Annotated in this window: 26 protein-coding genes and 1 pseudogene; 16 read left to right on the top strand and 11 right to left on the bottom strand. The window is 61.3% G+C overall.

Annotated elements, in window-relative coordinates:
* Nucleotides 1-27: 27 nt before the first annotated feature.
* Nucleotides 28-975 carry a LysR family transcriptional regulator gene (locus N4Q37_RS24200; protein WP_260962381.1) on the bottom strand — a complete coding sequence of 316 codons (948 nt, stop codon included), beginning with the start codon at nucleotides 973-975 and terminating at the stop codon, nucleotides 28-30.
* Between the two features lie 14 nt (nucleotides 976-989).
* Here N4Q37_RS24200 and N4Q37_RS24205 point away from each other — a divergent pair, with 14 nt between their 5' ends.
* Nucleotides 990-1,700, top strand: a complete 711-nt coding sequence (locus tag N4Q37_RS24205) for a CTP synthase C-terminal region-related (seleno)protein (protein ID WP_260962383.1) — start codon at nucleotides 990-992, stop codon at nucleotides 1,698-1,700.
* 122 nt (nucleotides 1,701-1,822) lie between these two features.
* Here N4Q37_RS24205 and N4Q37_RS24210 read toward each other — a convergent pair whose 3' ends face one another.
* A complete protein-coding gene (locus N4Q37_RS24210; protein WP_260962385.1) occupies nucleotides 1,823-2,149 on the bottom strand; it encodes a DUF2025 family protein in 327 nt (108 codons plus the stop codon).
* 229 nt (nucleotides 2,150-2,378) lie between these two features.
* Here N4Q37_RS24210 and N4Q37_RS24215 point away from each other — a divergent pair, with 229 nt between their 5' ends.
* Both N4Q37_RS24215 and N4Q37_RS24220 read left to right on the top strand, forming a co-directional pair.
* Nucleotides 2,379-3,506: a glycerophosphodiester phosphodiesterase gene (locus tag N4Q37_RS24215; RefSeq protein ID WP_260962387.1), complete on the top strand. Its 1,128-nt coding sequence runs from the start codon at nucleotides 2,379-2,381 to the stop codon at nucleotides 3,504-3,506.
* A gap of 121 nt (nucleotides 3,507-3,627) precedes the next feature.
* The gene (locus N4Q37_RS24220; protein WP_236177857.1) at nucleotides 3,628-3,933 is read left to right on the top strand and encodes a PepSY domain-containing protein; all 306 of its coding nucleotides are present in this window, start codon (nucleotides 3,628-3,630) and stop codon (nucleotides 3,931-3,933) included.
* Between the two features lie 106 nt (nucleotides 3,934-4,039).
* On the opposite strand, the gene N4Q37_RS27975 is transcribed toward N4Q37_RS24220, so the two are convergent.
* Together N4Q37_RS27975 and N4Q37_RS27980 are read right to left on the bottom strand one after the other, a co-directional pair.
* Nucleotides 4,040-4,807: a methyl-accepting chemotaxis protein gene (locus tag N4Q37_RS27975; protein WP_390897958.1), complete on the bottom strand. Its 768-nt coding sequence runs from the start codon at nucleotides 4,805-4,807 to the stop codon at nucleotides 4,040-4,042.
* 165 nt (nucleotides 4,808-4,972) lie between these two features.
* Nucleotides 4,973-5,866: pseudogene (locus N4Q37_RS27980) on the bottom strand (hypothetical protein); the annotation flags it as partial.
* A 117-nt stretch (nucleotides 5,867-5,983) separates the two neighbouring features.
* Here N4Q37_RS27980 and N4Q37_RS24230 point away from each other — a divergent pair.
* The 3 genes from N4Q37_RS24230 (at nucleotide 5,984) to N4Q37_RS24240 (ending at nucleotide 7,695) form a co-directional block, all read left to right on the top strand.
* On the top strand, nucleotides 5,984-6,127 hold the full coding sequence (locus tag N4Q37_RS24230) for a hypothetical protein (protein WP_260962391.1): 144 nt from the start codon (nucleotides 5,984-5,986) through the stop codon (nucleotides 6,125-6,127).
* 74 nt (nucleotides 6,128-6,201) lie between these two features.
* A complete protein-coding gene (locus tag N4Q37_RS24235) occupies nucleotides 6,202-6,399 on the top strand; it encodes a hypothetical protein (protein ID WP_260962393.1) in 198 nt (65 codons plus the stop codon).
* Between the two features lie 102 nt (nucleotides 6,400-6,501).
* Nucleotides 6,502-7,695, top strand: a complete 1,194-nt coding sequence (locus N4Q37_RS24240; RefSeq protein WP_260962394.1) for an MFS transporter — start codon at nucleotides 6,502-6,504, stop codon at nucleotides 7,693-7,695.
* On the opposite strand, the gene arfB is transcribed toward N4Q37_RS24240, so the two are convergent.
* Together arfB and N4Q37_RS24250 are read right to left on the bottom strand one after the other, a co-directional pair.
* Nucleotides 7,692-8,105, bottom strand: coding sequence for an alternative ribosome rescue aminoacyl-tRNA hydrolase ArfB (gene arfB / locus N4Q37_RS24245; RefSeq protein ID WP_260962396.1), 414 nt, complete (start codon nucleotides 8,103-8,105; stop codon nucleotides 7,692-7,694). The two genes, N4Q37_RS24240 and arfB, sit on opposite strands and share 4 nt — an antisense overlap.
* A 115-nt stretch (nucleotides 8,106-8,220) precedes the next feature.
* Nucleotides 8,221-9,642, bottom strand: a complete 1,422-nt coding sequence (locus N4Q37_RS24250) for an amino acid permease (RefSeq protein ID WP_260962398.1) — start codon at nucleotides 9,640-9,642, stop codon at nucleotides 8,221-8,223.
* Between the two features lie 630 nt (nucleotides 9,643-10,272).
* On the opposite strand from N4Q37_RS24250, the gene N4Q37_RS24255 reads away from it, so the two are divergent.
* The gene (locus tag N4Q37_RS24255) at nucleotides 10,273-10,605 is read left to right on the top strand and encodes a hypothetical protein (RefSeq protein WP_260962445.1); all 333 of its coding nucleotides are present in this window, start codon (nucleotides 10,273-10,275) and stop codon (nucleotides 10,603-10,605) included.
* A gap of 90 nt (nucleotides 10,606-10,695) precedes the next feature.
* Complete coding sequence (locus tag N4Q37_RS24260; protein WP_260962400.1) at nucleotides 10,696-11,661, top strand: leucyl aminopeptidase; 966 nt, start codon at nucleotides 10,696-10,698, stop codon at nucleotides 11,659-11,661.
* Between the two features lie 103 nt (nucleotides 11,662-11,764).
* Here the strand turns inward: N4Q37_RS24260 and groL are convergent, their stop codons facing one another.
* The 4 genes from groL to N4Q37_RS24280 all read right to left on the bottom strand — a co-directional run bounded on the left by groL (nucleotide 11,765) and on the right by N4Q37_RS24280 (nucleotide 15,271).
* Entirely contained in the window at nucleotides 11,765-13,408 is a 1,644-nt protein-coding gene (gene groL, locus N4Q37_RS24265; protein ID WP_260962402.1) for a chaperonin GroEL, read from the bottom strand.
* Nucleotides 13,409-13,459: 51 nt separating this feature from the next.
* Entirely contained in the window at nucleotides 13,460-13,753 is a 294-nt protein-coding gene (locus N4Q37_RS24270; protein ID WP_260962404.1) for a co-chaperone GroES, read from the bottom strand.
* Between the two features lie 243 nt (nucleotides 13,754-13,996).
* On the bottom strand, nucleotides 13,997-14,473 hold the full coding sequence (locus N4Q37_RS24275) for an FxsA family protein (protein ID WP_260962406.1): 477 nt from the start codon (nucleotides 14,471-14,473) through the stop codon (nucleotides 13,997-13,999).
* A 66-nt stretch (nucleotides 14,474-14,539) separates the two neighbouring features.
* Complete coding sequence (locus N4Q37_RS24280; protein WP_260962409.1) at nucleotides 14,540-15,271, bottom strand: HugZ family pyridoxamine 5'-phosphate oxidase; 732 nt, start codon at nucleotides 15,269-15,271, stop codon at nucleotides 14,540-14,542.
* 57 nt (nucleotides 15,272-15,328) lie between these two features.
* On the opposite strand from N4Q37_RS24280, the gene N4Q37_RS24285 reads away from it, so the two are divergent.
* On the top strand, nucleotides 15,329-16,087 hold the full coding sequence (locus N4Q37_RS24285; protein WP_260962410.1) for an SDR family oxidoreductase: 759 nt from the start codon (nucleotides 15,329-15,331) through the stop codon (nucleotides 16,085-16,087).
* A gap of 159 nt (nucleotides 16,088-16,246) precedes the next feature.
* Here the strand turns inward: N4Q37_RS24285 and apbC are convergent, their stop codons facing one another.
* The gene (gene apbC, locus N4Q37_RS24290; protein ID WP_260962412.1) at nucleotides 16,247-17,341 is read right to left on the bottom strand and encodes an iron-sulfur cluster carrier protein ApbC; all 1,095 of its coding nucleotides are present in this window, start codon (nucleotides 17,339-17,341) and stop codon (nucleotides 16,247-16,249) included.
* Between the two features lie 314 nt (nucleotides 17,342-17,655).
* Here apbC and metG point away from each other — a divergent pair, with 314 nt between their 5' ends.
* The 7 genes from metG to nth all read left to right on the top strand — a co-directional run bounded on the left by metG (nucleotide 17,656) and on the right by nth (nucleotide 24,154).
* Entirely contained in the window at nucleotides 17,656-19,701 is a 2,046-nt protein-coding gene (gene metG / locus N4Q37_RS24295; RefSeq protein WP_260962414.1) for a methionine--tRNA ligase, read from the top strand.
* Nucleotides 19,702-19,831: 130 nt separating this feature from the next.
* On the top strand, nucleotides 19,832-20,404 hold the full coding sequence (locus tag N4Q37_RS24300; protein WP_260962443.1) for an Rnf-Nqr domain containing protein: 573 nt from the start codon (nucleotides 19,832-19,834) through the stop codon (nucleotides 20,402-20,404).
* Nucleotides 20,401-21,414, top strand: coding sequence for an electron transport complex subunit RsxB (rsxB, locus tag N4Q37_RS24305; RefSeq protein ID WP_260962416.1), 1,014 nt, complete (start codon nucleotides 20,401-20,403; stop codon nucleotides 21,412-21,414). Before N4Q37_RS24300 ends, rsxB begins: the two co-directional genes overlap by 4 nt.
* Nucleotides 21,401-22,387, top strand: a complete 987-nt coding sequence (locus N4Q37_RS24310; RefSeq protein ID WP_260962418.1) for an RnfABCDGE type electron transport complex subunit D — start codon at nucleotides 21,401-21,403, stop codon at nucleotides 22,385-22,387. Before rsxB ends, N4Q37_RS24310 begins: the two co-directional genes overlap by 14 nt.
* The gene (locus N4Q37_RS24315; protein ID WP_260962420.1) at nucleotides 22,384-22,989 is read left to right on the top strand and encodes an RnfABCDGE type electron transport complex subunit G; all 606 of its coding nucleotides are present in this window, start codon (nucleotides 22,384-22,386) and stop codon (nucleotides 22,987-22,989) included. Before N4Q37_RS24310 ends, N4Q37_RS24315 begins: the two co-directional genes overlap by 4 nt.
* On the top strand, nucleotides 22,986-23,519 hold the full coding sequence (locus tag N4Q37_RS24320; protein ID WP_260962422.1) for an Rnf-Nqr domain containing protein: 534 nt from the start codon (nucleotides 22,986-22,988) through the stop codon (nucleotides 23,517-23,519). Before N4Q37_RS24315 ends, N4Q37_RS24320 begins: the two co-directional genes overlap by 4 nt.
* Nucleotides 23,516-24,154: an endonuclease III gene (nth, locus tag N4Q37_RS24325; protein ID WP_260962423.1), complete on the top strand. Its 639-nt coding sequence runs from the start codon at nucleotides 23,516-23,518 to the stop codon at nucleotides 24,152-24,154. Before N4Q37_RS24320 ends, nth begins: the two co-directional genes overlap by 4 nt.
* Nucleotides 24,155-24,213: the final 59 nt, after the last annotated feature.

Raw genomic sequence — 24,213 nt, forward strand, 5'->3', positions numbered from 1 at the left:
CCCCCATCTAGCGATGCTTGATTAGAGTTAGCGCAACTGCAGGTTGCGTCCCAGTTCATCGAACAAGGTCACCACCGAGCGCAAGGCCCGGCAATCCGGCCGGGTCAGGAGCCAAAGTGCCGTGTCATACCCCACCAACGGCTCGCCCAGCGGCACAAGCCCCTGGTTGTCGCCGAGCAGAAAGTCCGGCAGCGCCGCCACACCCAAACCAGCCCGCACCAGTTCGGTGACCGAGAGCATGCTGTTACAGCGGTAAGCCGGCATCACTCCGGGAAGATGCTGACGGCGCCAGGCCACGGAGGGGTGGTCGGGGAGAAAATCGTCCGGGGCGATCCAGCTCATGGCAGCCAGGTCATCCGCTTTCGTCGAATGCAGGTACGTGGCGCTGGCACATACCCGGTAAGCCACATTGCCCAGGTTTCGCCCAACCAGGTGCTCCGGCGGCGTGCGGGTCAAGCGCAAGGCGATGTCGGCATCTCGGCGGCTCAGGTTGGCGAAATCGTTCGAGGTGCTCAGCTCGAGGGTCAACGCCGGATAAGCGGGCATGAAGCGCGCCAGCGCCGGCAACAACAACGCTTGCAGGACTGAGTCGGAGCACGTCAGGCGAACCGTCCCGCTGATGACCGCACCGCCCTGCTCCACCCCCACCCGCGCTGCCTCCAAGGCTTGCTCGGCGCGCTCGGCCTGTTCGGCCAGTGCCTGGGCCAGGCTGGTGGGCAAGTAGCCGGAACGGCTTTTTTCGAACAAGGGCAGGCCCAAGGCCGACTCCAGCCGGCGTACCGAACGAAAGACCGTGGACACGTCCACGTGCAGCAGTCGCGCAGCCCGGGCCAGCGAACCGCCACGAACCAGCGCGAGGATCAGGGACAGATCGGAGTAGTCCAGACGATAGTGCGTCGCTGCATTGATCACTTGGATAAACGCCCATATGGCTTGCGTGAACGCCAATCTATAGTGGCGACCAGGAATCAACAAGCGGCGAGTCTCACATGGAAAATCAGCGTGCCTTGCGCATCGCCCTGGTCGGCGATCAGGACCCACACATCACCGCCCATCGAGCGATTCCCATCGCCCTCGAGCGGGTCGGCAGGCAAACAGGCCTGGACATTCATTTTCAATGGCTGGCAACGGACCTCATCATCGATGACACGGCGCTGAATGCTTTCGATGGCATCTGGTGTGTACCGGGCAGCCCTTATCGAAATGAAGACGGCGCCTTGCGAGCCATTCGTTTTGCCCGCGAACAGCGTCGCCCTTTCCTGGGCACCTGCGGCGGTTTTCAACATGCGCTGCTGGAATATGCCCGCAATGTGATGGGCTGGACCGATGCCGCCCATGGCGAGACGAGCCCCGACGCCGAACGTGCACTGCTGACGCCGTTGAGCTGTGCCTTGATCGAGACCTTCGACAGCCTTCAGTTCGATGCGGATTCGTTGATTGCCAAGGCCTATGGCCGGCAGACCGCGTTCGAGGGCTACCATTGCCGCTTTGGGGTCAATCCGGATTTTGAGAGGGATTTGCTGAACCAGCGCCTGCACGCCGTCGCCCGGGACTCGGCCGGCGACCTGCGGGCCGTGGAGTTGCGTGATCATCCGTTCTTTGTCGCCACGCTATTCCAGCCTGAACGCGCGGCGTTGGAAGGTCGTGTGCCGCCGCTGGTCAACGCCTTTGCCCAAGCCTGTGCGAGGTCCATGGCCTAAAACCTGTGGGAGCAAAGCTTGCTCGCGATAGCGGTGGGTCAGCTTGCATCAGTGCTGAATGTGCCGCCGTCATCGCGGGCAAGCCTTGCTCCCACAGGGTTTTGTGTGCAATTGCGCAGGACTCAGCCTGCCACCAACTGCCGCACCGCCAGAATTTCCGGCAAGTCATTGCGCGCCATGTACACCCGCAAAGGTTCGGTGAGGTTGAGGCGGTCGTCGATGTTCTGGTCCAGCAACAGCTGGATGCGCTCGCGCTTGAGGGCCATGGTGCCGTTTGCCGCCGGGGTCCAGACGAATTCGCAGGTGGGGATGATGCCGTCGTCGGCCACGTCCATGCCGAAGGCGTCTTCGCTGAACCGCACGATGTACTGGCCGGTCTTGCGATTCAAGCCAACGAAACCCTTGAGCTGGTCGGCGGCCTGGCAGATGAATGTCGAAGTGGTGCTCATGGTAAACCTCATGGATGCGTCCCTCGGGACGTCTGATAGTGGTTTACACGCAGGGCAAGCGTTTCCCTCTGCCGGAGAAACTGGTGCGCCCAAGGGTACTGCAAAGCGGCGTGGAGGTGCGTGGGAAAAATCTTCTTTGCACAGATTTATGTCGGCTTGGCGATAGCGCCGACAGCGTTCAGTTGCTAAAAGATAGGGCGTTGCACACACCCATGAAAGGATTTCGAGCATGCCTGTCACCTTTACCCGCAGTGCCCTGATGCTGAGCCTGTTGCTCGGTTTCGGCCAGACACAAGCCTCCGAGGCCCCGAGTTCCAAGGCCCTGGCAGCCCTCCAGGGCATTCCGCACCCGGCGGTCATCGCCCACCGGGGCGCCTCGTTCGACGCACCGGAGTCCACCGCCGCCGCCTACAGGCTGGCCCGCGACCTGGGCGCCGATTACCTGGAACTGGACCTGCAACGCAGCAAGGACGGCGTATTGTTCGTCCTGCATGACGACAGCCTGCTGCGCACCACGGATGTCGCGGTCAAGTTTCCCGAGCGCAAGGACAGCAGCGCCAACGCCTTCACCATGGCAGAACTCAAAACCCTCGACGCAGGCAGTTGGTTCAACACCGCCTACCCGGACCGCGCGCGCCCTTCCTTCGTGGGCTTGAAGATCCTGACGCTGGATGAAGTCATCGACATTGCCGAAGGCAACCCATCGCACAAACCGGGGCTTTACATCGAAACCAAGGAGCCGAAGCTGTTTCCCGGCATCGAACGTGACCTCAAGGACAAGTTGCAGGACCGTGGCTGGCTGAGCCCCGCCGGGTCCAAGCTGGCCAAGCGCGCCACCGGTGTGGGCCAGGGCAAGGGCAAAGTGGTCTTGCAGACCTTCGAAAAGAGCAGCCTGGAATTGCTGCACAAAGAGATGCCGAGTGTCCCGAAAGTCCTGCTGTTGTGGGTGGGCGAAGGCAACATCGAGCCCAAGTCGAAGGTGTCTTTTGCCGAGTCTGGCGAAACGGACAAGGCGGCCTATTACGCCAAGCAGGAGCCCAAGGACAAGGCTGCGTTCGAACAATGGGTCCAGTATGCCAAGGCCCAGGGCGCCATCGGCACCGGACCGTCCGCGGCCCTGACCCACGGCGGCAGCCAGAGTTACTCGGACCTGGTGCAGCCATGGATGAACCGGTACACCCATGACCAGGGCCTGCTGGTGCATGTCTACACCGTGGATGAAGCGGTGGACTTCAAGAAAGTGATGGATGCCGGCGTCGATGGCATCTTCACCAACCGCGCCAGTGAACTGCTCAAGTACTTCAAGCGCCCCGAGACAGGCAGCGTGACACAACTATTAGTAAAGAACGGCTATTGAACCGCAGGCAGCTGACAGGGCAGGTGTTTCAGGTTTTTGCGAATTAAGGGTGAATTAAGTTGCCACATTTAATCTGAGGCCACTTGAACGACTCACCCTTAATCAGACAAGGAAAATACTCATGAAAACGCTGACTGCCCTGTTTACCGCTGCCGCCCTGACCCTTACCGCTGGCCTGGCCCAGGCCGATGTACGAGTCGATCAGATTCCTCAACTGGTCAAGGAAGGCAAGATCAAGTCCTTGGAATCGATGAACGAACAAGCCCTGAAGTTGCACCCGGGTGCGACCATCACCGACACCGACCTGGACAATCACTTCAACGGTTATGAATATGAAGTGGAACTGAAAACCGCCGACGGCAAAGAGTTCGATGTTGATTTCGACGCAACCACCGGCAAAGTGCTCTCCAACAAGCAAGACACTTGATTCGCTAAATAGCTAAATAAAAGCCGCGCAACTTTCGAGTCGCGCGGCTTTTAACATGATTACCCGGCTTCAGGCATGGGAGTCCCTGCTCCCTCGCTACCTATCGTCAAGCGCTCAACCGCGCCGTCACGTCATTCAACTGCCCCGACAAGCCATGCAGGTCCCGACTGGCGGCTTCGGTGCGCTGCACGTTTTCCAGGTTGGTGCTGGCGATGCAGGTGATTTCGGTGAGGTTGCGCGAAATGTCTTCGGCGACGGAGGTCTGCTCTTCTGCCGCCGTGGCGATCTGACGGTTCATGTCACGAATCGCTTCGACAGCCTGGGTGATGCGTTCGAGCATGGCGCCGGCCTGGGTGACCTGTTCCACGCTTTCCTCGCTGCGCGACTGCCCGCTTTCGATGGCCTGGGCCGCGTCCACCGCACCAGTCTGCACGGTCTGGATGATCTGGTTGATCTCGATGATCGACGACGCCGTGCGCTGGGCCAGGCTGCGCACTTCATCGGCGACCACCGCGAAACCGCGCCCGGCCTCACCGGCCCGTGCCGCTTCAATAGCCGCGTTGAGCGCCAGCAGGTTGGTCTGCTCGGCGATTCCGCGGATCACCTCCAGGACCTTGCCGATGCGTCCGCTGTCGGTTTCCAGCCGACGGATCACCGTGGCCGTATTGGCGATCTCGCCGCGCATGCGGGTGATGGTGTGGATGGTCCCTTGCATGACCTTTTCACCCTGTTGGGCGGAGTGATCGGCATCGTCAGCCGCCTGCGCCGCATCGGCGGCATGACGCGCCACTTCCTGGGCGGTGGCGGACATTTCGTTCATCGCCGTTGCCACCTGATCGGTACGTTCGAACTGTTCGTTGGTGCCCTGGCTCATCAAGCCAGCGATGGCGTTGAGTTCGCCACTGGCGCTGTCCAGTTCCGTGGCACTGCGTTGCAGACGCGCGAAGGTTTCAGCGAGGAAATCACGCAGGGTATTGGCAGCCAGGGCCAAATCGCCCAACTCGTCCTGACGGTGGCTGACCACGCGCTCGGCAAAACGGCCGTGGCTCAGGCGCGTCACGTATTCGATCAGGTTACGAATCGGCTGCACCAGGCTGCGATTGACCAGCCACAGGCTGAACAGGCCGATCAACAGGCCCGACACCAGCATCACCGCGATACCCAGCAGGACAGTGCGATCGGCATCGGCACTGATCAGCACCGACTGTTCACTGGCCAATTTGTGCAAATCGACCACCAGCTCGCTCATCTGCTCACTGGCCGCGCGGTCCACGCCTTTGACCGCCGCGTCCCCCGCCGCAGCGTCGCCACCGGCAGCCACGAACGCGTCACGGCCTTTCTGGTAGGCCGAACCCAACTGACGATGCTCGTCGCGCAGACGTTCGATGCGCGCCTTGATCCCGGCCGAAAGGTCCTTGCGCCCCACCAACTCGCCGAGAATGCCCTGAACCTCGTGCTGGCGCTCCTCGAACTGCTTCCAATACTTTTCCAGGTCCGCCGGCTGCTTGCCACGCAGCAGGACGTTCTTCCATTCCTGGACTTGCACCTTGAATTGCAAGTTGGCCTCGTCAATCAATTGCGAAGCTTGCACGGGCCCATCGATCAGGTTGCGGTAGTTCTGCACACCATTGGAAAGAAAGTGGAAGGACGCCAGTGCGATCAGCAGCATGGCCAGCAGGCTGCCGCTCAACAAGGCAAGAATCTGGGCTCTCAAGGACTTTTGTAGAAACACGGACGGAGCTCTCTCAGGAAGAAAAAAAGCCAAGCTCACGGAACGACACGTTCCGACCTCCATGTCCGTGATGCACCGTGTCGCGACCGAATGCAGGGGATATGTCCACGCCATCGGCGCAAAAAGCCCGCTCTTGAGCCTTCGCGACGAACGGTCGGCTTTCGGTCGGGCAGCTAGCATGACCTGTCCAGACAACCCCATCTGTCGGCCCGGCGGGATTTAAACGTCTTTTTGTCATTTCTCCTGCTGTATCCTGCCCAGGCTTTGTAAAAGCGCGGATCTACCAGATCTATCCACAGACTTTGCGAGGAGCGCGAAATGCACGAGATCCCGAATCTCCCCTTCCCAAGCCTGCACGACACTGAGCAGACGACCACGCTACAGGCCGCCGGGCAACCTGAGCCCCACAAACCCGAGCCCAAAGAAGCCACTGAACGCCGCCAGGCCGACAGCGAAGACTGATACAGCCGCACCACCAGACCGTGTGGAAAGCGCTAATATGCGCTTTCCACACCGCCTGAATTCCGAGCCAGACCATGACCGACGACACCCCACCTCCCTTCAGCGAAGCCCAGGCTGGCGTGCTCATTGGCACCGCCGAAAGAATGGTTGATGTCTGGACACGCCTTCCTGCGGAAAAACGCGCCGCCCTGCTGGCACGTTTCGGCAGCGAAGAAAACGCCATCGCCGCGTTGGTCACCACGCAACTGGTTGCCGGGAACAGCGATAGCTGAGCCACCGCCGGGCAAATAGTTTTACTTTTTCACACCCTGCCGCCACGGTCGTCGGTATCATAAGCAGCCTATCTATCCTGCTGTTCCGTGGACCCTCTCCCCATGTCACATTCCGAGCGCCCTCTGGCGGTCACGCTGCAAGTCGTTTCCATCGTCCTTTTCACATTCATCGGCTACCTGAACGTCGGCATTCCCCTGGCCGTGTTGCCCGGCTACGTCCACGGCGACCTGGGCTTCGGTGCGGTGATCGCCGGGTTGGTGATCAGCGTCCAGTATCTGGCCACGCTCCTCAGCCGCCCTTACGCCGGGCGCATCATCGATAACCTGGGAAGCAAGCGCGCGGTCATGTTCGGCCTCGCCGGCTGCGGACTCAGCGGCGTGTTCATGCTATTGGCGGCCTGGACGCCCCATTTGCCCTACGTCAGCCTGACCAGCCTGTTCATCGGTCGCCTGGTGCTGGGCAGCGCCGAAAGCCTGGTGGGCTCGGGCTCGATTGGCTGGGGCATCGGCCGGGTCGGCGCGATCAATACCGCCAAGGTGATTTCCTGGAACGGCATCGCCAGCTACGGCGCGTTGGCGATCGGCGCACCGTTGGGCGTGTGGTTGGTCAATCACCTGGGGCTGTGGAGCATGGGCGCCAGCATCATCCTGCTGGGCTTGTTCGGCCTGGCCCTGGCATGGCCGAAAACCGCCGCGCCCATCGTCGCTGGCGAACGGTTACCGTTCATGCACGTGTTGGGCCGCGTCCTGCCCCACGGCTGCGGCCTGGCCCTGGGCTCCATCGGCTTTGGCACCATCGCCACGTTCATCACGCTGTACTACGCCACGCAACACTGGGACAACGCCGTGCTGTGCCTGAGCCTGTTCGGCAGCAGCTTCATCGGCGCCCGCCTGCTGTTCGCCAACCTGATCAATCGTCTAGGGGGCTTCCGGGTGGCCATCGCCTGCCTGTCGGTGGAAACCCTGGGCCTGTTGCTGTTGTGGCTGGCACCGGATGCCCATTGGGCCCTGGCGGGTGCGGCGTTGAGCGGTTTTGGCTTTTCCCTGGTGTTCCCGGCCCTGGGCGTGGAAGCGGTCAACCTGGTGCCGGCCTCCAGCCGTGGGGCGGCGGTGGGTGCCTATTCGTTGTTCATCGATTTGTCGCTGGGGATCACCGGACCACTGGCCGGGGCCGTTGCCGCAAGCTTCGGTTTTGCCTCGATCTTCCTGTTCGCGGCGCTGGCGGCGCTGGGCGGATTGGCCTTGAGCCTCTACCTGTACCGACAGGCGCCAAGACAACGCCAGGCGCGGGATTAGAAGTCCACCTTGCCACGTCCCGCCTTGATCGAGCCGCGCTTGGCCTTGGTCTCCAGACGACGCTTTTTCGAACCCAGGGTCGGCTTGGTCGGGCGGCGCTTCTTCTCCACCTTGATGGCGCCGAGGATCAATTCGACCAGGCGCTCCAAAGCATCGGCGCGGTTCTGCTCCTGCGTGCGGTATTGCTGGGCCTTAATGATCAGCACGCCGTCGCTGGTGATGCGGCTGTCGCGCAGGGCCAGCAGCCGCTCCTTGTAGAACTCGGGCAAGGACGAGGCCGGGATGTCGAAGCGCAGGTGCACGGCGCTGGAAACCTTGTTGACATTCTGCCCCCCGGCGCCCTGGGCGCGGATGGCCGTCAGTTCGATCTCGGCGTCCGGAATGTGCACGGTGTTGGAAATGACCAGCATGGAAGGTGTCCGGTATCAGGATCCACAGGATACCGCGAATCCCCCGGACAAAAGCCACGGGGTCTTAAAACAACAAACCCGGCACTTGGCCGGGTTTGCGGTATTTCAGGACGACTTACTTGGCAGTCGCCACCACAGCCAGTTCATGCCGGGCGCTGCGCTTGTTCTTGATCAGGTAGCACACCCACATGAACACCACCCACACCGGAATCGCATAGACCGAGACCTGGATCCCGGGGATCAGCAGCATCACGCCGAGGATGAACACTACGAACGCCAGGCAGACGTAGTTGCCATACGGATACCACAAGGCCTTGAACAGCGGGGTCTGGCGGCTCTGGTTCATGTGCTGGCGGAACTTGAAGTGCGAGTAGCTGATCATCGCCCAGTTGATCACCAGGGTGGCGACCACCAGCGACATCAGCAGCTCCAGCGCATGCTGCGGCATCAGGTAGTTCAGCAACACCGCCACCAGCGTGACCGCGGCCGAGGCCAGGATCGAACGCACTGGCACGCCACGCTTGTCGATCTTGGCCAAGGCACTGGGGGCGTCGCCCTGTTCGGCCATGCCCAGCAACATGCGGCTGTTGCAGTAGGTGCCGCTGTTATAGACCGACAGCGCGGCGGTCAGCACCACGAAGTTGAGGATATGTGCGGCGGTATCGCTGCCCAGCATCGAGAACACCTGCACGAACGGGCTGCCGCTGTAGGCATCGCCGGAGGCATTGAGGCTGGTCAGCAGGCTGTCCCACGGGGTCAGGGACAACAACACCACGAGGGCGCCGATGTAGAAAATCAGGATCCGGTAGATCACCTGGTTGATGGCCTTGGGAATCACGGTTTTCGGTTTGTCGGCCTCGGCAGCAGTGAAGCCGAGCATTTCCAGGCCGCCGAAGGAGAACATGATGATCGCCATGGCCATCACCAGGCCGCTCACGCCGTTGGGGAAGAAGCCACCGTGGGACCACAGGTTGGTCAGCGACGCTTGCGGCCCGCCATGACCGCTGACCAGCAGGTAGCTGCCCAGGGCAATCATGCCGACAATCGCCGCCACCTTGATGATCGCGAACCAGAACTCGGCTTCGCCGAAGACTTTGACGTTGGCCAGGTTGATGGCGTTGATCAGGATGAAGAACGCGGCGGCCGACACCCAGGTCGGGATGTCTGGCGCCCAGTAGTGGATGTACTTGCCCACCGCCGTCAGCTCGGACATGCCCACCAGGATGTAGAGGATCCAGCAGTTCCAGCCCGACAGGAAGCCGGCGAAACCGCCCCAGTACTTGTGGGCGAAGTGGCTGAAGGAACCGGCCACCGGCTCCTCGACGATCATCTCGCCCAGTTGGCGCATGATCATGAAGGCGATGAAGCCGCAAATGGCGTAGCCGAGGATCATCGATGGACCGGCAGACTTCAGCACCCCGGCCGAGCCGAGGAACAGACCGGTGCCGATGGCGCCACCGAGGGCGATCAATTGAATATGTCGATTCTTCAGGCCGCGCTTAAGCTCGCCTGGCAGCGTGTTATCTACAACGGTCATGCGTCACCTGTTTGTTTTTATCTGTGACGAAATCGAACCCGACACGCTTATGGCGTGGCGGAGTGAACAAGGCGGATAACCTTGAAGGTGCGTGGATACGCAAAGGGTCACAGTAAAACGCGGCGCATTGTACACCGCCGCCCCCCTGCTGCCAGACACCACCAGATCAGCGTGTCGTTTGCCGGGATCGCACGGGGCCGCCTCGAGCGTCTCGGGCGGCTGCAAAGACATGTTCAGGCCCTTGCGAGCCCCAGGCGTGGATAGCGCGAAAAACGCCACCACAGGAGAAATGGAGTTGAGTTACGGCGTGCATTGCGCCTCCTTCTTGTTATTCACCTGCACACAGGCGTGGAGCGCATCTCACCCTTCCAGCCGATTGGAAACAAGCATGCCAGAGCCCTCGAACGCCCGCTGGAACGGGGTCGGCGGAAGTTTTTTCTTACAATTGCCGCTGACAGGCTGCGCAACCTTGCAGACCGCACGAAATCGTCAACATCTCGTTACACCCCGTCACGTAGAGTTTCCATGTAGGAATTTTCCGTAGGCTGACTGCAAATTGACGGTAGATAGCTACCTATTAAAAAAATCCCCCAGGCGGCTGTTTTTAAATAAGTAAATGGGCCGCTAAAAATGGAACAAAAAGTTCAAGCTGAAAAAATGAAATTATTTTTTTGCACAGCAAAACAACCTCGACTAGGTTTTCACCGACTTGCCATGCGTCACGCTGGCAAGTTCTGCGGCGCTGCTTCTGGCCAGCTTTCGCCCGCCGGATCGCTGCGCGCTTGTGAAAACGCTATCCGTCGAAAAGTCATCAGGAGATTCACTATGCAAACACTGGACAAAGACTTGGAAACCGAACTGCAACTGGACGAGTGGTTTGAAGCGCCAACCCATGAAGCCGCCGTTGAAATGATGCAAGCCGACGCCGTCGTTCCATTCGGCACGGCGATGTGGCCTGTGTAAGCACCACCCCGGCGGAGGCGATCCGGCCGGTCGTCTCCGCCACCGTCGCAGGTCTTCAGGGAAACCACCTTTTTTCAGGGAAGAACAAGCATGGACACACAACGAGCCATCTCGCATTTCCTTTACTACCTCGAACATCATCCCGCCCTGGTCGGTGTCCAGCCCGCCAAGGTGTTGCTCGGCCATACCGCTGACTACGAAGCATTGGCCGGCGCCATCGCCGAACAGGCCAGCAGCGGCTCACCTTTCCGGTTCAGCGCCATGCGCCTGGACCTTGAACCGACGCAACGCCTGTCCCAGGCGATTGCCGACTGTGACCTGTATATTTTCTTCTACGACTCTTCCACCCTGCCCAACCCACGTCCCGACGGCCCGGAATTTGTCCGCGCGCTGCAAAGCGTAATGGCAGAGAACTGGAAGAAATCGCTGCTGTTCAAAGACTATGGGGATTATTTCTACGACACCTTCAGCGTCATCCCCCAACGTATCGCCGGGCTCAACAGCCACTTGATCCAGCGCATGTCCCAGGCGACGACGCTAAGCTTTCAGGATGAGCACGGTTCGTACTTCGATACCACGCTGGACAATGTCAAGAAGTGGACCGACATCAACGGGATCGGCAACTACGACCTGGCCCCCGGCGAAATCGCTACCCACAGCGATACCATCAATGGCCACGTGAAATTCGTCGGCACTTTCCTCGGCACCATTCCGTTCGCGCGCAAATATGGCGTGCTGCAGTCACCGTTGGAGTTGTGGATCGAGGACTCCACCATCCAGAAAATCGCCACCGACGTGCCGGGCCTGGAACAGGACTTCACCAAATACCTGGATGCCAACCCGTCAAACCGGCGTATCGAGGAACTGGGGATCGGCACCAACGAAGGGGTCAAGAGCCTCTATGCACGCAATGCCGGTTTCGAGGAGCGTCATTGTGGCCTGCACCTGGGACTGGGGGGCGGGGCCAAAGGCAGCCATCATCTGGACCTGATATTCGAAGGCGGCGTGCTGGCGTTGGATCACAAGCCGATGTTCGATGGGCGGTTTGTGCTTTAGGGATAGCGGTGAAGCTGCCGTTCCACAGCCCGGTAAAGCAGCCCGCAAAAAAAAACCCGCCGGCTTTCGCCCGCGGGTTTTTCGTTACAGGGGTAAGGCTGGCTTACATCATGCCGCCCATGCCACCCATGCCGCCCATGTCTGGCATGCCGCCAGCCGCTGGAGCGTCTTCCTTGATTTCAGCGATCATCGCCTCGGTGGTGATCATCAGGCTGGCAACGGAAGCCGCCGCTTGCAGGGCCGAACGAGTCACTTTGGCTGGGTCCAGGATACCCATTTCGATCATGTCGCCGTATTCGCCGGTGGCAGCGTTGTAACCGTAGTTACCCGAACCCTGCTTGACCTTGTCGACCACTACGCTTGGCTCGTCGCCGGAGTTGGCAACGATCTGGCGCAGCGGTGCTTCAACAGCGCGACGCAGCAGGGTGATACCGACGTTCTGGTCAGCGTTGTCGCCTTTCAGCTCGCTGATAGCCTGCAGGGCACGAACCAGGGCCACGCCGCCGCCAGGCACCACGCCTTCTTCGACGGCTGCGCGGGTAGCGTGCAGGGCGTCTTCAACGCGGGCTTTCTTCTCTTTCATTTCAACTTCGGAACCGGCACCTACCTTGATCACCGCAACGCCGCCCGACAGCTTGGCCAGACGCTCTTGCAGTTTTTCACGGTCGTAGTCGGACGAAGTCTCGGCCACTTGTGCGCGGATCTGGGCAACGCGAGCCTGGATATCGGACTCAACGCCAGCACCGTCGATCACGGTGGTGTTTTCCTTGGACAGGATCACGCGCTTGGCGTTACCCAGGTGCTCCAGGGTGGTGCTTTCCAGGCTCAGGCCGATCTCTTCGGAGATGACGGTACCGCCGGTCAGAACGGCGATGTCCTGCAGCATGGCCTTGCGACGGTCGCCGAAGCCAGGAGCCTTGACGGCTGCAACCTTGACGATACCGCGCATGTTGTTCACGACCAGGGTCGCCAGCGCTTCGCCTTCGACGTCTTCAGCCACGATCAGCAGTGGGCGGCCGGCTTTGGCAACGGCTTCCAGCACTGGCAGCATTTCGCGGATGTTGGAGATCTTCTTGTCAACCAGCAGGATCAGCGGGCCGTCGAGCTCGGCGACCATGGTGTCCGGCTTGTTGACGAAGTATGGGGACAGGTAGCCACGGTCGAACTGCATGCCTTCCACGACCGACAGTTCGTTTTCCAGGCCCGAGCCTTCTTCAACGGTGATCACGCCTTCTTTACCGACTTTTTCCATGGCTTCGGCAATGATGTCGCCGATGGAGCTGTCGGAGTTGGCCGAGATGGTACCCACCTGAGCAATGGCCTTGGAGTCGGCGCATGGCTTGGACAGGCCCTTGAGTTCCTTGACGATGGCGATGGTCGCCTTGTCGATGCCGCGCTTGAGGTCCATCGGGTTCATGCCGGCAGCGACGGCTTTCAGGCCTTCGTTGACGATCGATTGAGCCAGGACGGTGGCGGTGGTGGTGCCGTCACCGGCGTCGTCGTTGGCACGGGAGGCAACGTCCTTGACCAGTTGCGCGCCCATGTTTTCGAAGCGGTCCTTCAGCTCGATTTCCTTGGCTACGGAAACGCCGTCCTTGGTGATAGTCGGAGCGCCGAAGCTCTTCTCGATGATCACGTTACGGCCTTTCGGGCCCAGGGTCGCTTTTACTGCGTCAGCCAGGACGTTGACACCGGCGAGCATTTTCTTGCGGGCGGAATCGCCGAATTTAACTTCTTTAGCAGCCATGATCGATATTCCTTAAATACTTTGTAGTAGCGGGAAAATACGCGAGGGAAATCAGCCTTCGATAACAGCGAGGATCTCGTTCTCGCTCATTACCAACAGGTCTTCGCCGTCGACTTTCACTGTGTTGCTGCCGGAGTAAGGGCCGAACACAACCTTGTCACCCACTTTCACGGCCAGCGCACGGACTTCACCGTTGTCCAGCACACGGCCGGTACCTACAGCGATCACTTCACCATTGTTGGCTTTCTCGGTAGCCGAACCTGGCAGGACGATACCGCCAGCGGTTTTCTTCTCTTCTTCGCTGCGACGGATGACGACGCGGTCATGCAGAGGACGAAGCTTCATTGTCGATCTCTCCTAATTTTGGTTTTCATCGGCCGGTGTAGTCCCGGCGGGTTTAACAAAGCCGGCAGAGCCGGGTGCGGTTCGTCAGTCGAACCGCGGAAGTCTGTCCGGTGTCGCCACCGGAAACCTTGCGGTGACCGTTACATAGGGGCGTGCAAGCCGATTACAAGGGTGGAGTAGAAAATTTTTTACTTCGCGCGGCCAGAAACGAACACGGCACCCGAAGGTGCCGTGTCGATGGGATCACTTGGAGTCGCGGTGTTCGAACTCGCCCTCGATGACCGTGGGTTCGCGGCCCACGGGTTGGCGCGGAGCCGGACCGCCACGGGGCTGGAGATCATCGGCGAATGCGCGTTGGCGCATCGCCTGTTCTTCGGCGCGCTGGCGCATCTTGTTGGCCAGCAGGCGGCGGGTGAACGGCAACAACATGACCAGGCCCAGCACGTCGCTGACGAAACCTGGCAGGATCAACAGGCCGCCGCCCAAGGCCAGCATCAGACCTTCGAGCATGGTCTGGGCCGGCAGCTCGCCACGGTTCAGGCTGTCACGGGCTCGCAATGCCGTGGCGAGCCCGGCGATGCGCAGCACGAACACGCCGAGCATCGACCCCAGGATGATCAGCAACAGCGCCGGGAAAAACCCGATCGCACCGCTGACCTTGACGAATACGAACAGCTCCAACACCGGGAACAGCAGAAAGAGCAACAAAAAAGGGCGCATCAAAGGGTTCCTCAACGCAAGAATGCCTTGCTATGAAACCTTAAATGACGTCGCCCTTTCGTGAATTCAAGCGTCGGCGTCGGTATTTTTCGGCCATTGTTCAGTGCGGGCCAGGAAAACCAAGGCCTCGCGCACTTGTGTCGGGGTGTTACAAGGCGCCTGGAAGGCCAGCCAGTATAGCCCTTGGCCAACGCGCAGGTGCATGCCCTCGCTGTCGATCCCGACCAGTTGCGCCGGTTCGGTTTTCGGCAGGCCGGTCAGTTCCACGTAATGAGCGATGGCCTTGGCGTGGTCGGTGTTCATGTGGTCGACCATGCTGGTTTCGGCCGCGCCGACGAAGGGATTGGGCAGAGTGAGCTGGTCAACCCAGTGGATGGCGCCAAAGCCACCGATGTAGCGATGCCGCACGGGGTTGAGCACCCAGAAATCGAAATCGTGGGCCTTGTGATAATTCCGCGAGTCGGGGAAATAACGGTAATAACGCTCGGCGGCGGCCTCGATGGCGGCGCTGTCTTCCAGCCTCTGCGCCTCGGCCAGGTAGGTCAGGCGCCCCACGGCCTGTACGTCCTCGGCGCCCCGCTCGCCCACCAGCATCGAGCACTTGGGATCTTTTTGCAGGTTGTGCGTGTGTTGGGCGATGCGGCTGATCAGGATCAACGGCCGGCCCTGCTCGTCCAGGCAATAAGGCACCACGGAACCGAACGGAAAGCCAGGCATGGATCGGGAATGGGTGGAGAGCACTCCACGGTATTCCTTGAGCAGTAATTCTCGGGCATGCTTGGCAGCGGCTACGCTCAATTTATGACTCCTTTGGTAAGCTTCGTCTAAAAACGGTCAGGCAGCTGGGGACATAACATGCAACTCACAGACAAAGTAATCATTATCACCGGCGGTTGCCAGGGCCTGGGCCGCGCCATGGCCGAGCACTTGGCAGGGAAAGGCGCGAAGCTTGCCCTGGTGGACCTCAACCAGGAAAAACTCGATCAGGCCGTGGCCGCTTGCACGGTCAAGGGCGTCGAGGCCCGCGCCTACTTGTGCAACGTCGCCAATGAAGATCAGGTGATCGACATGGTCGCCCGGGTGGCCGGGGATTTCGGCGCGATCAACGGGCTGATCAACAACGCCGGGATCCTGCGCGATGGCCTGCTGCTCAAGGTCAAGGACGGTGAAATGACCAAGATGAGCCTGGCCCAGTGGCAAGCGGTGATCGACGTCAACCTTACCGGCGTGTTCCTGTGCACCCGCGAAGTGGCGGCGAAGATGGTCGAGCTGCAGAACAGCGGCGCCATCATCAATATTTCCTCGATCTCCCGCGCCGGCAATATCGGCCAGACCAACTATTCCGCCGCCAAGGCCGGCGTGGCAGCAGCCACCGTGACCTGGGCCAAGGAACTGGCGCGCTACGGCATCCGTGTCGCTGGCATCGCACCGGGCTTCATCGAAACCGAGATGACCCTGGGCATGAAACCCGAGGCCCTGGAGAAAATGACCTCGGGCATCCCACTCAAGCGCATGGGCAAGCCCGAGGAGATCGCTCATTCGGCGGCGTACATCTTCGAGAACGACTATTACACCGGGCGGATCCTGGAGCTGGACGGCGGGTTGCGGATCTGAACCCACCGCCAGACAAGATGTGGGAGCAAGGCCTGTGGGAGCAAAGCTTGCTCGCGATGGCATCGCCACATACAACACCTATGCTGGCTTTGAAACCGCTATCGCGAGCAAGCTTTGCTCTTACAGGCTCGCCCTCATATCCGCTTGCCCCTCAGCCGATCAATCGTCGCTCATGGTGATGTTCGGCATCGCAGGTGACGCAGCTTCCTGCAACACGATCCGCGCGCCCACTTGGCGAGCCAGTTCCTGGTAGACCATGGCGATCTGGCTGTCCGGCTCGGCGATGACCGTCGGCTTGCCGCCATCGGCCTGCTCGCGGATCAGCATCGACAGCGGCAGCGAGGCCAGCAGTTCGACGCCGTACTGGGACGCCAGTTTTTCCCCGCCGCCTTCACCGAACAGGTGCTCGGCATGGCCGCAGTTCGAGCAGATGTGCACGGCCATGTTTTCCACCACACCCAGCACCGGGATGTTCACCTTGCGGAACATCTCCACGCCTTTGCGCGCGTCCAGCAGGGCCAGGTCCTGAGGTGTGGTGACGATCACCGAGCCGGCCACCGGGACTTTCTGCGCCAGGGTCAGTTGGATATCGCCAGTGCCCGGCGGCATGTCGATCACCAGGTAATCCAGGTCGCCCCAGGCGGTCTGCGTGACCAGTTGCAGCAAGGCACCGGAGACCATCGGCCCACGCCAGACCATCGGCGTGTTGTCGTCGGTCAGGAACGCCATGGACATGACTTCCACACCATGCGACTTCAGCGGCACGAACCATTTCTGGTCCTTGACTTGTGGCCGGGTGCCCTCGGCAATGCCGAACATGATGCCTTGGCTGGGGCCATAGATGTCGGCATCGAGGATCCCGACCTTGGCGCCTTCACGCGCCAGGGCCAACGCCAGGTTGGCGGCGGTGGTGGACTTGCCCACGCCACCCTTGCCTGAAGCCACGGCGATCACGTTCTTGACGTTCGCCAGCCCCGGCACCTGTACCTGGGCCTTGTGGGCGGCGATCACGCTGCTGACCTGGACCGTCGCGGCGGTCACGCCGTCCAGACCTTCGATCGCCATCTGCAACATCTGCGCCCAGCCATTCTTGAACAGATCGGCGGCGTAGCCGATTTCCAACTGGACGCTGACGCGATCGCCCTGGATGTCGATGGCGCGCACGCATCCGGCGCTGACCGGGTCCTGGTTCAGGTAAGGGTCGGTGTACTGGCGAAGGACGGCTTCCACCGCTGCGCGATTGACGGCGCTCATGGGCAACTCCGATAGCAAGGCTTGGAAAACAGGCCGCTATCCTAGACCCGATTACCAATATGTGAATACTTTTGTGGCGAGGGGATTTATCCCCGCTGGGTGCGAAGCGCCCCAAGCCTGCCAACGCAGGTCAGCCTGGCACACCAAGTTTGACAATTTCAGGGCCGCTTCGCAGCCCAGCGGGGATAAATCCCCTCGCCACGGTTCGCGCATGACGCAATACTTTCGCAGCCCCGAAACAGGCCCGAAGGGTGAAAAAAAGCCGCCGGCGCTTTATAGTGGCCGACCTCCGTTTCATCAAGTAGCCGAGCCCCATGTCCGAGCCACGCAAGATCCTCGTTACCAGCGCCCTGCCCTATGCCAATGGTTCGATCCACCTCGGCCATATGCTGGAATACATCCAGACCGATATGTGGGTGCGCTTCCAGAAACATCGCGGCAACCAATGCATTTACGTCTGCGCCGATGACGCCCACGGCTCGGCCATCATGCTGCGTGCGGAAAAGGAAAGCATCACCCCGGAACAACTGATCGCCAACGTCCAGGCCGAACACAGCGCCGACTTTGCCGAGTTCCTGGTGGACTTCGACAACTTCCACTCCACTCACGCCGAAGAAAACCGTGAGCTGTCGAGCCAGATCTACCTCAAGCTGCGTGACGCCGGGCACATCGCCACGCGTTCGATCACCCAGTATTTCGACCCGGAAAAGAAAATGTTCCTGGCCGACCGCTTCATCAAGGGCACCTGCCCGAAATGCGGCACCGAGGACCAGTACGGTGATAACTGCGAGAAATGCGGCGCTACCTATGCACCGACCGACCTGAAAGACCCGAAATCGGCGATCTCCGGTGCGACTCCAGTGCTCAAGGACTCCCAGCATTTCTTCTTCAAGTTGCCGGACTTCCAGCAGATGCTGCAAACCTGGACCCGCAGCGGCACCCTGCAGGACGCCGTCGCCAACAAGATCGCCGAATGGCTCGATGCCGGCCTGCAACAGTGGGACATTTCCCGTGATGCGCCGTACTTCGGCTTCGAGATCCCCGACGAGCCCGGCAAGTATTTCTACGTGTGGCTGGACGCACCGATCGGCTACATGGCCAGCTTCAAGAACCTGTGCAACCGCACGCCGGATCTGGACTTCGACGCGTTCTGGGGCAAGGACTCCACCGCCGAGCTGTACCACTTCATCGGCAAGGACATCGTCAACTTCCACGCCCTGTTCTGGCCCGCCATGCTCGAAGGCGCGGGTTTCCGCAAGCCGACCGGCATCAACGTCCACGGCTACCTGACCGTCAACGGCCAGAAGATGTCCAAGTCCCGTGGCACGTTCATCAAGGCCCGGACCTACCTGGACCACCTATCGCCGGAATACCTGCGCTACTACTACGCCGCCAAGCTGAGCCGCGGCGTCGACGACCTGGACCTGAACCTCGAAGACTTCGTGCAGAAGGTCAACTCCGACCTGGTAGGCAAGGTCGTCAACATTGCCAGCCGTTGCGCCGGTTTCATCCATAAAGGCAACGCCGGTGTGCTGGTGGCAGGCAACGCCGCGCCGGAACTGACCGATGCGTTCCTGGCCGCCGCGCCAAGCATCGCCGAAGCTTACGAGACCCGCGACTTTGCCCGAGCCATGCGCGAGATCATGGCCCTGGCCGACCGCGCCAATGCCTGGATCGCCGACAAGGCCCCTTGGTCGCTGGCCAAGCAGGAAGGCAAGCAGGAGGAAGTCCAGGCAATCTGCGCCCTGGGCGTCAACCTGTTCCGCCAACTGGTGATTTTCCTCAAACCGGTGCTGCCGCTGCTGGCCGCCGATGCCGAAGCGTTCCTCAACGTCGCGCCGCTGACCTGGAACGATCACCAGACCCTGCTGAGCAACCATCAACTGAACGCGTTCAAGCCGTTGATGACCCGCATCGACGCCGCCAAGGTGCAAGCCATGACCGACGCCTCCAAGGAAGACCTGGCCGCCAGCCAGACCGATACCGGTGCACCGGCCGGTAATGGCGAGCTGACCAAGGACCCGCTGTCGCCGGAAATCGAATTCGATGCCTTTGCCGCCGTCGACCTGCGCGTGGCGCTGATCGTCAAGGCCGAGGCCGTCGAGGGTGCTGACAAGCTGCTGCGCCTGACCCTGGACATCGGCGATGAGCAACGCAACGTGTTCTCCGGTATCAAGAGTGCCTACCCGGACCCAGCCAAGCTCGAAGGCCGGTTGACGATGATGATCGCCAACCTCAAGCCGCGCAAAATGCGCTTTGGTATCTCTGAAGGCATGGTGATGGCGGCGGGCCCCGGCGGCGAGGAAATCTACCTGCTGAGCCCCGACAGCGGCGCCAAGCCGGGTCAGCGGATCAAGTAAACGGTCATGTGCTGCACCGATCCCACAGTCGCCTGCCCGGTGACTGTGGGATTTTCATATCTGGTCCGTGCTCCCGGCGTGCCGGATAATGCCTAATCTTGTAACAGGCCCCTTTGTAACCCACACGCCCATGCCCGAGTTCGTCCTCACACTGTTCAGTGCAGCCTTGATCAACAACCTGGTGTTGCATTGGCCCCTGGGTATCGATCCCCTGCTGGCGAATAAGTCCAGGAAACAGGTACACGCCCTTGGCTTGGCGACCGCAAGCTTGATGCTGATCGTCGGTAGCCTGGGGTATGCCATCGACCAGTGGCTACTGGTAACGGCGAGCCTGGCATCACTGCGCCTGCTGGTGTGGCTGCCCTTGTGCGTGCTGCTGAGCGGGCCGTTGCTGCGTCTGCTGGCGCGCCTGCTGCCAGGGCAGTCGTTCGACGGTCTGTGGCCACTGTTGCTCGGTAATGCCGGTGTACTGGGCATCGTGCTGCTCAACAGCCAGCAAGCCCAAGGTCTCGGCCACGCCATCGCTGCAAGCCTGGGTGCAGGGCTGGGTTTCTGGCTGGTGCTGAGCCTGTTCGACGATCTGCGCCAGCGCACCTTCAATAACGATATTCCCCTGCCCTTTCGGGGCCTGCCGATTCAGTTGATCAGTGCCGGACTGATGGCCGTGGCCTTTCTCGGATTGCGCGGGCTGGTCAAAACATGACGCTTATTCAACGTATCGACGCCCTGCTGCCACAAACCCAATGCGGCAAATGCGGCCACCCCGGTTGCAAGCCCTACGCCGAAGGCATCGCCCAGGGCGAGCCGATCAACAAGTGCCCGCCGGGCGGCCGCGAAACCATCGCGGCCCTGGCCGAACTGATGAAAGTACCGGTATTGCAACTGGACACCAGCCGCGGCCAGGCCCCGGCGCAACTCGCCTTTATCCGCGAAGCCGAGTGCATCGGTTGCACCAAGTGCATCCAGGCCTGCCCGGTGGACGCCATTGTCGGTGCGGCGAAGCTGATGCACACCGTGCTCGTCGAGGAATGCACGGGCTGCGATCTTTGTGTGGCCCCTTGCCCGGTCGATTGCATCGAAATGCGCCCCTTGCCAACGGCCACGGTTGTTCCGGTCGTGGGTGGACTGGCCGCCAGCGTCGAGCAACTGCAAGCACGCACCGCCAAGCGCAATCACGCCCGGCAACGTTTCGAGCAGCGCAACGCGCGCCTGCGCCGGGAAGAGGAGCAGCGTCAGGCGGAGCGCCTGGCCCGCAGCCAACGAACCGCCCAGACCCAGCCACAGACCCAGGCCCTCGACCCTGTGCAAGCCGCGCTGGAGCGGGTGCGCGCGCAAAAAGCCGCCAGCGCCGATGCAGCGCTGAAAAAAGCCAAGATTGACCTGGCCATGAGCCGGGCACAATTGAACAAGTCCTTGAAGGCGTTCGGGCATCCGCCGACCTTTGAACAGCAGTCGCAGTTGATCGTACTGCAACGCCAGTTCGAAGCGGCAGAGCAGGTCCTGGCGCAACTGGAAAGCAGCGCTGCCCCCACCACGCCGGCCCCCGCACCGGCCCAGGATGCCGAACTGAAGCGGGCCAAGATCCAATTGGCGATGCGCCGGGCCGAGCTCAGCAAAGCCCGCAACGCCAGCGCTACGGACGAACAACTGCAAGCCCTGGAACAAGCGGTGAAAGACGCCGAACGCCAGGTGGACGCCCATGCCGCGCCTTGAGCCCGTGGACGACCGGCTGCGACTGGCGATGACGCGAGTGCTGCTGGCGACATTGCCTGGCGTGCTGGCGTCGCTGTGGTTCTATGGCTGGGGGGTAGTGCTCAACCTGTTGTTATCCGGCCTCACCGCACTGGCGGTCGAAGCCCTGGCGCTGCGCTCGCGCGGCCGCTCCCTCACCGCCGGACTGAACGACGGCAGCGCGCTGGTCAGCGCCACACTGTTGGCCCTGGCCTTGCCGGCATACTGTCCCTGGTGGCTGACCGTCACGGCGGCGGCCAGCGCCCTGTTGCTGGGCAAGCACCTGTGGGGCGGGGTGGGCAGCAACCCGTTCAACCCGGCGATGCTCGGCTACGCCCTGATGCTGGTGGCGTTCCCCTCCCACATGAGCCAATGGCCCGTACCTCAGGGCGTCGAGATACTTGATGGCCTGCAACGTGTCTTCGGTGTTCATCCCGCGCCCGATGCCTGGGCCGGGGCGACCGCGCTGGATAGCCTGCGAATCAACAAGAGCCTGACCATCGATGAGCTGTTCGCCAGCAACCCGGCGTTCGGGCAGGTGGGGGGGCGTGCCACGGAATGGATCAACCTGGCCTTTTTGGCCGGCGGCCTGTTCCTGCTACAACAACGTGTTTTCAGTTGGCATGCCCCTGCCGGCATGCTGGCCGGCCTGTTCCTAGCCAGTCTGTTGTGCTGGAACGGCTCAGGTTCTGATTCCCACGGCTCGCCGCTGTTTCACCTGTTCACCGGCGCGACCATGCTCGGCGCGTTTTTTATCGTGACCGAACCGGTGTCAGGCGCCAGGGCCCCGCTCGCCCGCCTGCTGTTCGGTGTCGGCGTGGGCCTGCTGGTCTATCTGATCCGAACCTGGGGCGGTTACCCGGACGGCGTTGCGTTTGCGGTGTTGCTCATGAACCTCGGTGTACCGGCGCTGGAGCGATTCGCCGAAGCACGGCAAAGGCGGCAAGCACCATGAATAATCCTCGTGGCGTTGCAATCCTGATCCTGTTGATCGGCCTCGGTACCGCTGCCACCTGCTTCACGTACCTCGGTACGGCCGAGCGCATCGAGGCTCAGCGCCAGGCGCTCGCCAACCGGGCCTTGCTCGAAGTGCTGCCCGTCGATCTCTACGATAACCAGCCGCTGGCACAACCGACCGTCACCCAACCCGTAATCCTGGCCCACAGCACGTTGCTGGGCGGTTACCTGGCCACCCGCGGCGCTCATCCGGCTGCCGTGCTATTACGCAGCCAGGCAACGGGTTACGAGGGCAGCATCGAACTGCTCGTGGCCATCGACCCGCAAGGCCGGCTGCTGGGCGTCAAGACCCTGCGCCAAGCCGAGACGCCCGGGCTGGGCGCGGCGATTGCCGGTTGGCCGAACAGCTGGATGCAAACGTTCAACGGTCGATCACGGAACGCGCCGGACGACAGCGGTTGGGCCTTGAAGAAAGACCAGGGACAATTCGATCAACTGGCTGGCGCGACGGTAACGTCTCGAGCCGTGCTGCAGGCGGTCCACGATGCCCTGCGGTATTTTGATGAGCACAAGGCTGAGCTGATGGGAGGGGCGCGATGAATAAACCCTGGCTGTTGAGTCGCGGCCTGCTGCTCGTCCCGTTGGTAGGCGCAAGCGATTCGCTGGCTAACGCCTTGGCGGTGTGGCTGACCTGGGTCTTGATCAGCGCCAGCCATGGCGGGGCAATGGGGCTTCTGCGAGCGCGCCTGGACGCACCTCAGCGGCTGCTCGCGGCCGTCGTGCTGGCCGCCAGCCTGAGCGCCTGCATGGCCCTGGTGGCCCAGGCCTGGGCGTTGGAACTGTATCGACCGCTGAACCTTTACCTTGGCTGGATCGCCGTAAGCTGCGTGGTACTGGAACATCAGGACTTCTTTGTCGAATTCCGCCTGCCGGGGTACCTGAAGCTGGCCGGACTGTCCGGACTCTTGATGACCGGCCTGGGCGCGCTGCGCGAACTGATCGGCGGTAGCGTCCCACTGGCCTTGCTCGCCCCCGGCGGATTCATTCTGCTTGGCCTGCTGCTGGCCGCCCACCAGGCTTGGGCAGGTGCCAGAGCCCATTCACCCCATGAGGAAACGCCGCGCCCATGAACGCCGCAAAACGCCTGGAAATCTTTCGTCGCTTTCACGAGGACAACCCGGAACCCAAGACCGAACTGGCCTATTCGTCCCCTTTCGAATTGCTGATCGCGGTCATCCTGTCGGCCCAGTCCACCGACGTCGGTGTCAACAAGGCCACCGCCAAGCTGTTTCCGGTGGCCAATACACCACAGGCGATCCTGGCCCTGGGCGTCGAAGGGTTGTCGGAGTACATCAAGACCATCGGCCTGTTCAACAGCAAGGCCAAGAACGTGATCGAAACCTGCCGCCTGCTGATCGAACGTCACGGCGGTGAAATCCCCCAGACGCGTGAAGCGCTGGAAGCCCTGCCAGGGGTCGGCCGGAAAACCGCCAATGTCGTGCTCAACACCGCGTTTCGCCAGCTGACCATGGCCGTCGACACCCACATCTTCCGCGTCAGCAACCGCACCGGGCTGGCCCCCGGCAAGAACGTGGTCGAGGTGGAGAAGAAGCTGATGAAATTCGTTCCCAAGGAATTTCTGCTGGACTCCCATCACTGGCTGATCCTGCACGGGCGCTACGTCTGTCTGGCGCGCAAACCCCGCTGTGGCAGCTGCCGCATCGAAGATCTATGCGAATACAAGCACAAGACTTCTGACGATTGAGGGGTTATTGCTTTTTTTGATCCGCCGATTGAAAAAATCTTTTTTACCCGACCGAGGTT

This window comes from Pseudomonas citri (assembly GCF_025336485.1).
Lineage (GTDB): Bacteria > Pseudomonadota > Gammaproteobacteria > Pseudomonadales > Pseudomonadaceae > Aquipseudomonas > Aquipseudomonas citri.